At 71.9% G+C, this 15,032-nt stretch carries 2 protein-coding genes; both read left to right on the top strand.

What is annotated here, in order from left to right; genetic code table 11:
• The first annotated feature begins 14 nt into the window (after positions 1 to 14).
• Entirely contained in the window at positions 15 to 4,397 is a 4,383-nt protein-coding gene (locus tag ACQPXD_RS38115) for an amino acid adenylation domain-containing protein (protein WP_432826778.1), read from the top strand.
• Complete coding sequence (locus ACQPXD_RS38110) at positions 4,382 to 15,016, top strand: amino acid adenylation domain-containing protein (RefSeq protein WP_432844110.1); 10,635 nt, start codon at positions 4,382 to 4,384, stop codon at positions 15,014 to 15,016. The genes ACQPXD_RS38115 and ACQPXD_RS38110 overlap by 16 nt, the downstream gene beginning before the upstream one ends.
• The last annotated feature ends 16 nt before the right edge of the window (positions 15,017 to 15,032 follow it).

Genomic DNA, 15,032 nt, shown 5'->3' with positions numbered 1-15,032 from the left:
CCAGGAGTACGTCCATGCACATCAGCGGTGGCCCGCTGACCGTCGCCCCGGCCACGTTCCCCGACGTCTTCGCGGCCGTCGCCCGCCGCGACCCGGACGCGGTGGCCGTGGTCCACGAGGACACCGAGGTCAGCTACGCCGAGCTCGACGCCCGCGCCAACCGGCTCGCGCACGCCCTGCTCGCCCGGGGCGCCGGCCCGGACCGGGTGGTCGGCCTCGCCGTACCCCGGTCGATCGACATGATCGTCGCGGAGCTGGCGGTGCTCAAGGCCGGCGGCGCCTACCTCCCGCTCGACCCCGCCGACCCGGCCGAGCGCCTCGCCTACCTGGTCGCCGACGCCCGCCCGGCCTGCCTGGTCACCACGTCCGAGGTCGCCGACCGGCTGCCCCGCACCGGCGGCGTGGCCCGGCTGGAGCTCGACGCCCCCGCCTTCGCCGCCGAGCTGGCCGCCGCGCCGCCCACCGACCCCGCCCGGCCGGGGCTGCGCGTCGAGCACGCCGCCTACGTCATCTACACCTCCGGCTCGACCGGCCGCCCCAAGGGTGTGCTGCTCACCCACGCCGGCGTCGCCAAGCTGCTGTCCACCCAGTTCGAACGGTTCGGCATCACGCCCGACGTGCGCGTGCTGCACTTCGCCTCGCCCAGCTTCGACGTCGCCTTCTGGGACCTGTGCCTGGCGCTGCTCTCCGGCGGCCGGCTGGTCATCGTCCCGGCCGACCGGCGCGTCGCCGGGCCGGCGCTCACCGACTACGCGCTGCGGCACCGGGTCAACTTCATGATCCTGCCGCCCGCCCTGCTGGCCGCCCTGCCCGCCGGCTGCGAGCTCCCGCCCGGCATCCTGCTGGCCGGCACCGAGCGGGTCTCGCCGGAGCTGGTCGCCCGCTGGGCGCCGGGGCGGCGCATGTTCAACGCCTACGGCCCGACCGAGGCCACCGTCAACTCCACCCTCGGCGAGTGCGACCCGGAGCGCAGCGACGGCCCGTCCGTCCCCATTGGACGGCCCGACCCGGGCACCGCCGCCTACGTCCTCGACGACCGGCTGCGGCCGGTGGGTCCGGGCGTGCCCGGCGAGCTGTACCTGTCCGGCCCCGGCCTGGCCCGCTGCTACGTCAACCGCCCCGACCTGACCGCCGAACGGTTCGTCGCCGACCCGTTCGCCCCCGCCGGGACGCGCATGTACCGCACCGGCGACCTCGCCAGCCGGCGCCCCGACGGCCGGCTGGACTTCCTCGGCCGGGTCGACGACCAGGTCAAGGTGCGCGGCTACCGGATCGAACTCGGCGAGATCGAGTCGGTGCTGGCCCGGCACCCGGGCGTCGGCCAGGTCGCCGTCGTGGCCCGGGAGGACCGCCTCGCCGCCTATGTGGTACCGACCGCCGACGCCCCGTCCCCGCAGCGCGCCGAGGCCCGCGTCGCCGAGTGGAAGGAACTGCACGAGCTGCTCTACCAGGCCGGCCGGGTGGAGCGCTTCGACGAGAACTTCACCGGCTGGAACAGCAGCTTCGACGGCGCACCGATCCCCCTGTCCGAGATGCGCCAGTGGCGCGACGCCACCGTCGAGCGGATCCGCGCCCTGCGCCCGCGCCGCATCCTCGAGCTCGGCGTCGGCAGCGGCCTGCTGCTGTCCCGGCTCGCCCCGCACGCGGAGAGCTACTGGGGCCTGGACCTGTCCGAGGAGGCCATCGACACGCTGCGCGCCGCGGTCGGCTCCGTCCCCGGCCTCGCCGACCGGGTCACGCTGCGCGCCCAGCCCGCCCACGACCTCGACGGCGTGCCGACCGGCTGGTTCGACGCCGTCGTCATCAACTCGGTGGCGCAGTACTTCCCGAGCGCCGAATACCTGACCGAGGTGCTCCGCGCGGCCGCCGACCGGCTCGCCCCGGGCGGCACGGTCTTCGTCGGCGACGTGCGCAACCTGCGCTTGCACCGGGCGCTGCACGCCGCCATCCAGACCGCCCGCGGCGTCGCGCCCGCCGACCTCGACGCGGCCGTCGCCGCCGCCGTCCGCGCCGAGCGGGAACTGCTGCTCGACCCCGGCTACTTCGCCGCCCTACCGGCGGCCGTCCCGGCGGTGCGCGGCGTCGACATCCGGGTCAAGCGGGCCCGCTACGACAACGAGCTCAGCCGGTACCGCTACGACGTGGTCCTCACCACCGCCCCGCCCTCCGCGCCGCCGGCCGAGACCGAGCACGCCTGGACCGGCACTCTCGACTTGTTCTCCGAGCGGCCCGAACGGCTGCGCATCACCGGCGTCCCGAACGTCCGCCTCACCGGCGCCCCCGGCCCCACCGTCGAGGACTTCCACGACCTGGCGGAGCGCCACGGCTACCGGGCCGCCGTGACCTGGGACGGCACCTCGGCCGGCGGCGACCTCGACGTGCTGTTCCAGCTCGGCGCCGAGCCGGTCGCCGTCTATCGGCCGGCCGCGGCGTTCCCGCACGCGAACGCCCCGGCCGCGGTCGCCGACCCGGTCGCCCTGGTCAAGGCGCTGCGCATGCACGCCGAGTCCTGGCTGCCCGCCTACATGGTGCCGACCGGCTTCGTCGTGCTCGACCGGCTGCCGGTACTGACCAGCGGCAAGCTCGACCGCGCGGCCCTGCCCGCCCCCGACTACACCGCCCTGGCCACCGGCACCGCCCCGCGCACCCCGCGCGAGAAGGCCCTCTGCGAGCTCTACGCCGACGTGCTGGGCGTGCCCGGCGTCGGCATCGACGACGACTTCTTCGCCCTCGGCGGCGACAGCATCGTCTCCATCCAGTTCGTGCTCCGCGCCCGCGCGGCCGGCCTGGTCTGCACCTCGCGGCAGGTCTTCGAGCACCGCACGGTTTCCGCGCTGGCCGAGGTCGTCACCGAACTCGACACCGCCCCTCGGGACCGCCCCGACGACGGCATCGGCGACATCCCGTTCACCCCGATCCTGCGCTGGCTGGACGAGACCGGCGGTTCGCTCGCCGCCTTCAGCCAGTCCATCGTGCTCACCACCCCGACCGGCGCGGCCGAGGAGGACATCGCCGCCGTCCTGAACGCCTTGGCCGACCGGCACGACCTGCTCCGCGCCCGGCTGATCCGGACCAGCTCGCTCCTACGGGTCGAACCGAGGGACGAAAAGTCCAGACACTTCGTGTCCGGACTTTTCGGACTTATACCCGGTCAGGCGGCAAATCATGATCCTCGGTCATGGCTGATCCGGGCCGCCCCAGGCGCGTCGATCGAGGCCGAGGAGCAGGCCGCCGCCGACCGGCTCGACCCCGAGCGGGGCGTCATGGCCCAGGCCGTCTGGTTCGACGGCGGCCCGTCCGCGCCCGGCCGGCTGCTGCTCGTCATCCACCACAGCGTCGTCGACGGCGTCTCCTGGCGGATCCTGCCCGCCGACCTCGCCACCGCCTGGGAGCAGCGCGCGGCCGGCCGCACCCCGGCCCTGGAGCGCACCGGCACGTCCTTCCGCCGCTGGGCCACGGAGCTGACCGCCGCGGCCCGCCGCCCGGAGCGCGTCGCCGAACTGCCGCTCTGGCGCCAGATCCTGACCGGCCCCGACCCGGCCCTCGCGCACCGCCCGCTGCGGCCCGTCGAAGACCTCGCCACCGTCGCCCGGCACACCCTCCGGCTCCCCGCCACCACCACCGAACCGCTGATCACGGCCGTCCCGGCCGCGTTCCATGCCGGCATCAACGACGTGCTGCTCACCGCGCTCGCCCTCGCGGTCGCCGACTGGCGCGAGCGCACCGCCCGGCCCGCCGAACGCTCGGTGCTCATCGCCCTGGAAGGCCACGGCCGCGAGGAACAGGTCGTCCCCGGAGCCGACCTCACCCCGACGCTCGGCTGGTTCACCAGTGTCTTTCCGGTACGCCTCGACCCAGGCGACGCCGACCTCGCCGACGCCTTGTCCGGCGGCCCGGCCGCGGGCACCGCCCTGAAGCGGATCAAGGAACAACTGCGCGCCATTCCCGATCACGGCATCGGGTACGGCCTGCTGCGCTACCTCAACCCCGGCACCGAGCCCGAACTGTCCGCCCTGCCGGCGCCGCAGATCAGCTTCAACTACCTCGGCCGGTTCACCGTCTCCGGCACCGAGGACTGGTCGCCGGTGCCCGGCCGCGGCATCCTCGCCGGCGGCTTCGACCTCGGCATGCCCGTCGCCCCGTACACGCTGGAGATCAACGCCTACGTCCAGGACACCGCCGCCGGGCCCGAGCTGGGCGTCACCTGGGCGTACCCCCGCGACCTCCTCGACGACGCGACCGTGGCCGACCTCGCCGCCGGCTGGTTCACCGCGCTGGAGGCGCTCGTCGCCCACGCCCGCACTCCCGCCGCGGGCGGGCTCACCCCCTCCGACCTGACGCTGACCCTCAGCCAGGAAGAGATCGACGAGTTCGAGGCCGAATGGGAGCTGCCGTGACCGCGCCCTCGGGGCTGGCCGACATCCTGCCGCTCACTCCCATGCAGGAAGGCCTGCTGTTCCACACCGAGCTCGCCGCGGACGGCCCGGACGTCTACACCGGACAGCTCACCATCGCCTTGGACGGTCCGCTGGACGGGCCACGGCTGCACTCGGCCGGCCAGGCGCTGCTCGACCGCCGCCCCAACCTGCGGGTCGCGTTCCGGCGCCGCAAGAACGGCCAGGCCGTCGCCGTCGTACCCCGGCACGTGCCGCTGCCCTGGGCCGAGCTGGCCCTGCCCGCGGAGGAACTGCCCGCCTTCCTCGACGCCGACCTGGCCACCCGATTCGACCCCGCTACCGCGCCTCTGTTGCGGATGACCCTGGTCCGCCTCGCCCCGGACCGGCACCGCCTGGTCATCACCCACCACCACCTGCTCCTCGACGGCTGGTCCGTGCCGCTGCTGCTGGACGAGCTGGTCGCCCTGTATCGCGGCGGCCCGCTGCCGGAACCGGCCGACTTCCGCACCTATCTCGCCTGGTGCGCCGCCCAGGACCGCCCGTCCGCCGAGGCGGCGTGGCGCGCTGCCTTGTCGGGCCTCGACGGGCCCACCTTGCTGGCCTCGCTCGCCGACCGTCCATTGGCCCGCGCGGTCTTGCCTTCCGGTGGCGACGTGCCCGGCGGCGCGGTCGTGCCATCCCGTGCGGTCTTGCCTTCCGGTGGCGATGTGTCCGCCGGCGCGGTCGTGCCGTCCCGTGCTGTCGTGCCGGATCGCGCGGTCGTGCCGGACCGTATCGTCCAGGATCTGCCGGCCGAGCTGACCGCGCGGCTCGCCGCGCTCGGCCGGTCCCGCGGCCTCACCTTGAACACGCTCGTCCAGGGCGCCTGGGCCATCCTGGTCGGCGCCCTGACCGGCCGGACCGACGTCGTCGTCGGCGCCACAGTGGCCGGCCGCCCACCGGACCTCCCCGGCGCCGACACGATGATCGGCCTGTTCATCAACACCATCCCGGTCCGCATCGCGCTGGACCCCGCCACGTCGCCGGCCTCGGCCCTGCGCCGGCTGCAGGACGCCCAGGCGCGGCTGATGGAGCACCAGTTCCTCGGCCTGCCCGAGATCCAGCGGCTCTCGGGCCATGGCGAGCTGTTCGACACGCTCACGGTGTTCGAGAACTACCCGCTCGGCGAGACGCTCCCCGAGCCGGCCGACGGCCTGCGGGTGACCGGCGCCGAGGTACGCGACTGCGCCCACTACCCGCTGACCCTGACCGCGCGCCCGGGCCGGCTGCTCCACCTGGACCTGGAGTATCGCGGCGACCTGTTCTCCCCGGCCGCCGTGTCGACCCTGCTCGACCGCCTGACCCTGGTCCTGACCCGGATCTGCGACCGCCCGGACGCCCCGCTCGCCACCCTCGACGTGCTGGCGCCGGATGAGCGGATTCGGTTGCTGTCGCATGAACCCGGTCCGACCGTTGGCGGTTCGATTGTGGACCTGTTCGCGGCGCAGGTGCGGGCGGTGCCGGAGTCGGTGGCGTTGGTGTCGGGTGGTCGGTCGTGGACGTTCGCGGAGTTGGATGTTTGGTCGTCGCGGTTGGCTGGTGCGTTGGCGGAGCGTGGTGTCGGTCGGGGGGATTTGGTTGCGCTGGCCTTGTCGCGGCCGTTGGCGGTGCCGGGGATCCTTGGTGTGTTGAAGGCTGGGGCGGCGTATCTGCCGTTGGATGTCTATCAGCCGACGGGCCGCGTGGCGGCGATGCTGGATGACGCCGCTCCGGCGGTCCTGGTGTGCACTGTGGATGCCGATGTGTCGTGGAGTGGGCCGCGGTTGGTGGTTGGTCCGGAGTTGCCGGAGGCCATGCCGTTTGGCGGTGTTTCGGTTCGGTCTGGTGATCCTGCGTATGTGATTTACACGTCTGGTTCGACGGGGCGGCCGAAGGGTGTGGTGGTGCCGCACCGGGGGATTGTGAACCTTTTCGCGAGTCACCGGGATCGGTTGATGCGGCCCGTGGGTCGCGGGCTGCGGGTGGCGCATGCGGCGTCGTTCACGTTCGACGGTTCGTGGGAGCCGCTGCTGTGGCTGCTGGACGGGCATGCCCTGCACGTGCTGGACGACGACGTGTATCGCGACGGCGCGGCCTTGGTGGGCTACGTGCGTGACCACGCGGTGGACGTGCTGGACGTGACGCCGACCTATTTGCGTGAGCTGGTTGCGGCCGGTGTGCTCGAGGTCGGTTTGCGGGTGCTGTTGGTCGGTGGTGAGGCGATCGATGCGCCGTTGTGGCGGCGGGTGTGTGCGGCGCCGGGGTTGGTGTGTCACGACCTGTACGGTCCGACGGAGGCTTCGGTTGACGCATATGGTTGGCATGGTCCGGAGCGTTCGGCGTACCGATTGACCAATGTGCGGACCTATGCGCTGGACTCCTCCCTGCGACCGGTGCCGCCCGGTGTCGTCGGCGAGTTGTATGTCGCCGGTCCCGGCCTCGCGCATGGGTACCTGCAACGCGGCGGGTTGACCGCGGAACGGTTCGTTGCGGATCCGTTCGGTCCGGCCGGGGCGCGGATGTACCGGACCGGTGATTTGGTTCGGTGGGGCGCCAACGGAGTGCTGGAGTTCGCGGGTCGGGCGGACGGTCAGGTCAAGGTTCGGGGTTTCCGGATCGAGCTGGGGGAGATCGAGGCGGCGCTGGGCGGGGCCGCGGCCGTGGTGGTCCGGGACAACCGGCTGGTGGCCTACGTCGTGGGCGGTCCGGTCGACGTTGACGCGTTGCGGGCGAAGCTGCCCGACTACATGATCCCGTCCGTGTTCGTCTCCGTGGAGTCGTTGCCGCGGACGGTGGCCGGGAAGTTGGATGTGGGCGCGTTGCCTGTGCCGGAGTTGGGTGTGGTGGGGGGCCGGGTTGCTCGGAGTAGTCGGGAGCAGCGGTTGTGTGAGTTGTTTGCGGAGGTGCTGGGTGTGCCCGTGGTGGGGATTGATGATGATTTTTTCGGTTTGGGTGGTCATTCGTTGTTGGTGATGCGGTTGGCGGGTCGGGTGCGGGCGGTGCTTGGGGTGGATGTGCCGGTGCGGGCGGTGTTTGATGCGCCGACGGTGGCGGGGCTGTTGCCGCGGTTGGTGGGTTCGGGTCGGCCTGCGTTGGTGGCGGGGGTGCGTCCGGGGTGGTTGCCGTTGTCGTTTGCGCAGCGGCGGTTGTGGTTTTTGTATCGGTTGGAGGGTCCGAGCCCGACGTACAACATTCCGCTGGCGTGGCGGTTGCGGGGCCGGTTGAACCGGGAGGCGTTGGTCGCGGCCGTCGGGGATGTGGTCGCCCGGCACGAAACCCTGCGCACCGTGTTCGGCGAGATCGACGACGAGCCGTACCAGCGCGTGCTGCCCCCCGCGCCGGTCCCGGTCGCGGTGGAGGACCTCGCTGGGCCGGGCCTCGACGACCGGCTCGCCGAGATCGGCGCCTACGGTTTCCGCCTCGACGAGGAGCCGCCGCTGCGCGCCTTCCTGTTCCGGGTGGCGCCCGACGAGCACGTGCTGCTCCTGCTGCTGCACCACATCGCCGGCGACGAGTGGTCCGACGTACCGCTCCGCCGCGACATCGTGACCGCCTACATCGCCCGCTGCGCCGGGCAGGCGCCGGCGTTTCCGTCGTTGCCGGTGCAGTACGCGGACTTCGCGCTGTGGCAGCGCGAACAGTGGGCCGGGCCGGCGGGGCTGGCGGACCAGATCGAGGCGTGGCGTTCGGCGTTGGCCGGGTTGCCGGAGGAGCTGGACCTGCCGACCGACCGGCCCCGGCCGGCCGAGGCCAGCTACGAAGGCGAGGTGGTCGGCTTCGACGTGCCCGCCGAGGTGACCGAGCCGCTGCGTGCCCTGGCCCGGGGGACCGGGACGTCGATGTTCATGGTGGTGCAGGCGGCGGTGGCGGTCCTGCTGACCCGGCTCGGTGCGGGCACCGATGTCCCGCTTGGTTCGCCGGTGGCCGGTCGGCCGGACCCCGCCGTGGAGGACCTGGTCGGGTTCTTCGTGAACACGCTGGTGTTGCGGACGGATACGTCGGGGGAACCGTCGTTCCGGGAACTGCTGGGGCGGGTGCGGGAGACGGATCTGGCGGCGTTCGACCGGCAGGACGTGCCGTTCGAGCATCTGGTCGAGGCGCTGAACCCGGTGCGGTCGCTGGGCCGGCACCCGCTGTTCCAGACCATGGTCTCCTACCTGGCCGAGGCCGACAGCACCTGGCATCTCGGCCCGCTGCGGGTCGAGGCCGAGCGGGTGCGCCAGCAGGTCGCGATGTTCGACCTTTCCTTCGACTTCTTCGAGACTCGGGGCGGCATCCGCGGCGAGCTCGAGTTCGCCACCGACCTTTACGACCGTTCCACCGCCGAGACGCTCGTGGACCGGTTGCAGCGGATCCTGACGGCGGTAGCCGCGGATCCGTCGGTCCCCATCGGCGGCATCGACGTGCTGGCGCCGGATGAGCGGATTCGGTTGCTGTTCCACGATTCGGGTCCGACCGTTGGCGGTTCGATTGTGGACCTGTTCGCGGCGCAGGTGCGGGCGGTGCCGGATTCGGTGGCGTTGGTATCGGGTGGTGGGTCGTGGACGTTCGCGGAGTTGGATGTTTGGTCGTCGCGGTTGGCTGGTGCGTTGGCGGAGCGTGGTGTCGGTCGGGGGGATTTGGTTGCGCTGGCCTTGTCGCGGCCGTTGGCGGTGCCGGGGATCCTTGGTGTGTTGAAGGCTGGGGCGGCGTATCTGCCGTTGGATGTCTATCAGCCGACCGGCCGCGTGGCGGCGATGCTGGATGACGCCGCTCCGGCGGTCCTGGTGTGCACTGTGGATGCCGATGTGTCGTGGAGTGGGCCGCGGTTGGTGGTTGGTCCGGAGTTGCCGGAGGCCATGCCGTTTGGCGGTGTTTCGGTTCGGTCTGGTGATCCTGCGTATGTGATTTACACGTCTGGTTCGACGGGCCGGCCGAAGGGTGTGGTGGTGCCGCACCGCGGGATTGTGAACCTTTTCGCGAGTCACCGGGATCGGTTGATGCGGCCCGTGGGTCGCGGGCTGCGGGTGGCGCACGCGGCGTCGTTCACGTTCGACGGTTCGTGGGAGCCGCTGTTGTGGCTGCTGGACGGGCACACGCTGCATGTGCTGGACGACGAGGAATACCGCGACGCCGCCGCCCTGGTGGCCTACGTGCGGCGCAATGGCGTCGACGTCCTCGACGTGACCCCGACCTATTTGCGCGAGTTGCTCCCGATCGGTCTGCTGGAATCCGGGCTGCGGGTGCTGTTGGTCGGTGGTGAGGCGATCGATGCGCCGTTGTGGCGGCGGGTGTGTGCGGCGCCGGGGTTGGTGTGTCACGACCTGTACGGTCCGACGGAGGCTTCGGTTGACGCATATGGTTGGCATGGTCCGGAGCGTTCGGCGTACCGATTGGCCAATGTGCGGACCTATGTGCTCGATGCGGGGTTGCAGCCGGTTCCGGCGGGTGTGCTCGGTGAGCTGTATGTGGGTGGTCCCGGGTTGGCGCACGGCTATCTGAATCGGGCGGGGTTGACCGCGGAGCGGTTCGTTGCGGATCCGTATGGTCCGGTCGGGGCGCGGATGTATCGGACCGGGGACCTGGCGCGGTGGAACGGCAGCGGTGTGCTGGAGTTCGCGGGTCGGGCGGACGGTCAGGTCAAGGTGCGCGGGTTCCGGATCGAGTTGGGGGAGATCGAGGCGGCGCTGGGGCGGCCGGCGGCGGTGGTGGTCCGCGACGATCGGCTGGTCGCGTACGTGGTTGGCGGTCCGGTCGATGCGGAGGCGTTGCGGGCGAAGCTGCCCGACTACATGGTGCCGTCCGTGTTCGTCTCCGTGGACTCGTTGCCGCGGACGGTGGCCGGGAAGTTGGATGTGGGCGCGTTGCCTGTGCCGGAGTTGGGTGTGGTGGGGGGCCGGGTTGCTCGGAGTAGTCGGGAGCAGCGGTTGTGTGAGTTGTTTGCGGAGGTGCTGGGTGTGCCCGTGGTGGGGATTGATGATGATTTTTTCGGTTTGGGTGGTCATTCGTTGTTGGTGATGCGGTTGGCGGGTCGGGTGCGGGCGGTGCTTGGGGTGGATGTGCCGGTGCGGGCGGTGTTTGATGCGCCGACGGTGGCGGGGTTGTTGCCGCGGTTGGTGGGTTCGGGTCGGCCTGCGTTGGTGGCGGGGGTGCGTCCGGGGTGGTTGCCGTTGTCGTTTGCGCAGCGGCGGTTGTGGTTTTTGTATCGGTTGGAGGGTCCGAGCCCGACGTACAACATTCCGCTGGCGTGGCGGTTGCGGGGCCGGTTGAACCGGGAGGCGTTGGTCGCGGCCGTCGGGGATGTGGTCGCCCGGCACGAAACCCTGCGCACGGTGTTTCCCGATGCCGGCGGTGAGCCGTACCAGCTGATCCTCGGACCGGAAACGGTTCCCGTCGCGTTTCAGGATGTCGCCGAGGTCGATCTTGCCGAGCGGCTCACCGGTGCCGCCGAACACGGCTTCGAGCTCGACCGCGAAGCGCCACTCCGGGTTGACGTCTTCACCGTCGCGCCGGACGAACACGTGCTGCTCCTGCTGCTGCACCACATCGCCGGCGACGAGTGGTCCGACGGGCCGCTGCGGGCCGACCTCGCCACGGCATACGTCGCCCGCTGCGCCGGGCAGGCGCCGGCGTTTCCGCCGCTGCCGGTGCAGTACGCGGACTTCGCGCTGTGGCAGCGCGAACAGTCGTCCGGGCCGGCGGGGCTGGCGGACCAGATCGAGGCGTGGCGTTCGGCGTTGGCCGGGTTGCCGGAGGAGTTGGACCTGCCGACCGACCGGCCCCGGCCGGCCGAGGCCAGCTACGAAGGCGAGGTGGTCGGCTTCGACGTGCCCGCCGAGGTGACCGAACCCCTGCGTGCCCTGGCCCGGGGGACCGGGACGTCGATGTTCATGGTGGTGCAGGCGGCGGTGGCGGTCCTGCTGACCCGGCTCGGTGCGGGCACCGATGTCCCGCTTGGTTCGCCGGTGGCCGGTCGGCCGGACCCCGCCGTGGAGGACCTGGTCGGGTTCTTCGTGAACACGCTGGTGTTGCGGACGGATACGTCGGGGGATCCGTCGTTCCGGGAGTTGCTGGGGCGGGTGCGGGAGACGGATCTGGCGGCGTTCGACCGGCAGGACGTGCCGTTCGAGCAATTGGTCGAGGCGCTGAACCCGGTGCGGTCGCTGGGCCGGCATCCGCTGTTCCAGACCATGGTCTCCTACCTGCCGGGTGGCGACGACGAGTGGCGGCTCGGCGATGTGATCGGGCGGCCGGAATCGGTCGGTCACCGTGGTGCGATGTTCGACCTTTCCTTCGACTTCGCCGACGCCGCCGACGGGTCGGGCATCGAGGGCACGCTCGAGTTCGCCACCGACCTTTACGACCGTTCCACCGCCGAGACGCTCGTGGACCGTTTGCAGCGGATCCTGACGGCGGTAGCCGCGGATCCGTCGGTCACCATCGGCGGCATCGACGTGCTGGCGCCGGATGAGCGGATTCGGTTGCTGTCGCATGAACCCGGTCCGACCGTTGGCGGTTCGATTGTGGACCTGTTCGCGGCGCAGGTGCGGTCGACGCCGGAGAACACGGCGCTGGTGTCGGGTGGGCGGTCGTGGACGTTCGCGGAGTTGGACCTTTGGTCGTCGCGGTTGGCCGGTGCGCTGGCGGAGCGTGGCGTCGGCCGGGGCGATTTGGTGGCGCTGGCGCTGCCGCGACCGTTGACGGTCCCGGGAATCATCGGTGTGTTGAAGGCCGGCGCCGCGTACCTGCCGTTGGATGCCTACCAACCGGCCGAGCGGATCGCCGGGATGCTGGACGACGCTGCCCCGGCGATGCTCGTGTCCACCGCGGATGCTCCGGATGTGCCGTGGGCCGGGCAGCGGCTTGTGGTCGGTCCGGAGTTGCCGGAGGCCATGCCGTTTGCCGGTGCTTCGGTCCGGTCTGATGATCCGGCGTATGTGATTTACACGTCCGGTTCGACGGGCCGGCCGAAGGGTGTGGTGGTGCCGCACCGCGGGATCGTGAACCTCTTCGCCAGTCACCGGGATCGGTTGATGGGGCCGGCCGGGCCGAATCGGCGGGTGGCGCATGCGGCGTCGTTCACGTTCGACGGTTCGTGGGAGCCGTTGCTGTGGCTGCTGGACGGGCATGCCCTGCATGTGCTGGACGACGACGTGTATCGCGACGGCGCGGCCTTGGTGGGCTACCTGCGTGACCACGCGGTGGACGTGCTGGACGTGACGCCGACCTATTTGCGTGAGCTGGTTGCGGCCGGTGTGCTCGAGGTCGGTTTGCGGGTGCTGTTGGTCGGTGGTGAGGCGATCGATGCGCCGTTGTGGCGGCGGGTGTGTGCGGCGCCGGGGTTGGTGTGTCACGACCTGTACGGTCCGACGGAGGCTTCGGTTGACGCATATGGTTGGCATGGTCCGGAGCGTTCGGCGTACCGATTGACCAATGTGCGAACCTATGTGCTCGATGCGGGGTTGCAGCCGGTTCCGGTGGGTGTGCTCGGTGAGCTGTATGTGGGTGGTCCCGGGTTGGCGCACGGCTATCTGAATCGGGCGGGGTTGACCGCGGAGCGGTTCGTTGCGGATCCGTATGGTCCGGTCGGGGCGCGGATGTATCGGACCGGGGACCTGGCCCGGTGGAACGGCAGCGGTGTGCTGGAGTTCGCCGGGCGGGCGGACGGTCAGGTCAAGGTTCGCGGGTTCCGGATCGAGCTCGGGGAGATCGAGGCGGCGCTGGGCGAGAGCGCCGAGAGCGCCGCGGTGGTGGTCCGGGACAACCGGCTCGTCGCGTACGTGGTCGGCGGCGGCGACATCGACGTGGACGCGCTGCGGGCGAAGCTGCCGGACTACATGATCCCGTCGGCGTTCGTGCCCGTCGAGGCGCTGCCCAGGACGACCGCCGGAAAGCTGGACGCGAACGCGCTGCCCGCGCCGGACTTCTCCGCGCTCAGCACCGGGCGGGCCGCCGGCAACCCGCGGGAACAGCGACTGTGCGAGCTGTTCGCCGAGGTGCTCGGGCTGCCCGAGGTCGGCGCCGACGACGACTTCTTCGCGCTCGGTGGCGACAGCATCGTCTCGATCCAGCTCGTCAGCCGCGCCCGCGCGGCCGGGTTGGGGATCAGCCCGCGGGACGTGTTCCGGCACAAGACACCGGCCGGGCTGGCCGCGGCCGCAACGGTTGACGCCGCCGGCGCCGTCGCGGCGGAGGAGCCGCGCGAGGCGTGGGGGAGCGCGCCGCTGACCCCGGTCATGCGCTGGCTGCACGGGGTGGCCGGGCCGATCGGCGGATACAGCCAGTCGATGCTGCTGCGGGCGCCGGCCGGTCTCACGGTCGATGGCCTGACCGAGGTGCTGCAGGCCCTCGCCGACCGGCATGACCTGCTGCGCGCCCGCGTCACCGCCGAAGGACTGGACATCCCGGAGCCGGGCCGCCCGATCGACGCGGTGCGGGTGGCGGCATTCGACGAGGCCGCCCTGCCGGCGATCGCCGCCGCGGCCCGGGCAAGGCTCGACCCGGCTCGCGGCGTCATGCTGCAGGCCGTCCTGCTCGACCCCGGTCACGTGCTGCTCGTCGTGCACCACTTCGCCGTGGACGGGGTGTCGTGGCGAATCCTCTTGCCCGATCTCGCCGCCGCCTGGGCCGACCGTGCCGCCGGGCGGGCGATCGCGCTGCCGCCGGTCGGCACCTCGTTCCGGCGCTGGGCGCGGGACCTGGACCGCCTCGCGCGGGACGGGCGGACGACGGCGCAGCTGCCCTACTGGACTGCGGTGCTCGCCGGGCCGCGCGCAACGGTTGGCGCCCGGGCGCTGGATCCGGTCCGGGACACCGTCGGCTCCTGCGAGGAGATCGCCGTCGAGCTGCCGCCCGAGGAGACGCAGCCGCTGCTGACGACCGTACCGTCGGGATTCCACGCAACGGTGAACGACGTCCTGCTCGCCGCGCTCGCGCTCGCGCTGCGCGGCTGGTCGGGCGGCGACGGCCGGCTGATCATGCTGGAGGGCCACGGTCGCGAAGAGGATCTCGTCGAGGGCGCCGACCTTTCCCGTACCGTCGGATGGTTCACCAGCGAATATCCGGTGCGGCTCGACCTGCCGGGCGACCACCCGGGCGACGCGCTCAAGACCGTCAAGGAACGGCTGCGGGCGGTGCCGGACAACGGGGTCGGTTACGGTCTGCTGCGCTACCTCAACCCGCAGACCGTTACCGTGCTCGGCAACATCGAAGCCGAGCGCGGCCGGTCGGCGATCGGGTTCAACTACCTCGGCCGGTTCGCCGCCGGTGACGCCGGGGGCGGGGCCTGGGAGCCGGTCGGCGAGGGCTGGGGCGGCGGCGCCGACGACGACATGCCCGCCGACTACCCGCTCGAGATCAACGCTACGGCCGAGGATCACCCCGACGGGCCCCGGCTCGGCGCCACCTTCACCTGGCCGCGCGAGCTGTTCACCGAGGCGCAGGTGCGGGAACTGGCCGAGCGCTGGCGGGCGGCGCTGCGGGCGCTGGCCGCGCACGCCGCCGACCCCGGGTCCGGCGGCCACACCCCGTCCGACCTGAGCCTGGTCGAGCTGAGCCAGGACGACATCGACAGCCTCGAGGCCGAGTTCGCCGACCTCGAGTCCGAGTGGGAGACGCAGTGACCCAACAGGACCGGGC

The organism is Dactylosporangium sp. CA-092794, from assembly GCF_050948465.1.
Classification (GTDB): Bacteria; Actinomycetota; Actinomycetes; order Mycobacteriales; family Micromonosporaceae; genus Dactylosporangium.
The sequence above is the reverse complement of the archived record's forward strand: the minus strand, read 5'-3'. Positions and strand labels throughout refer to the sequence as shown.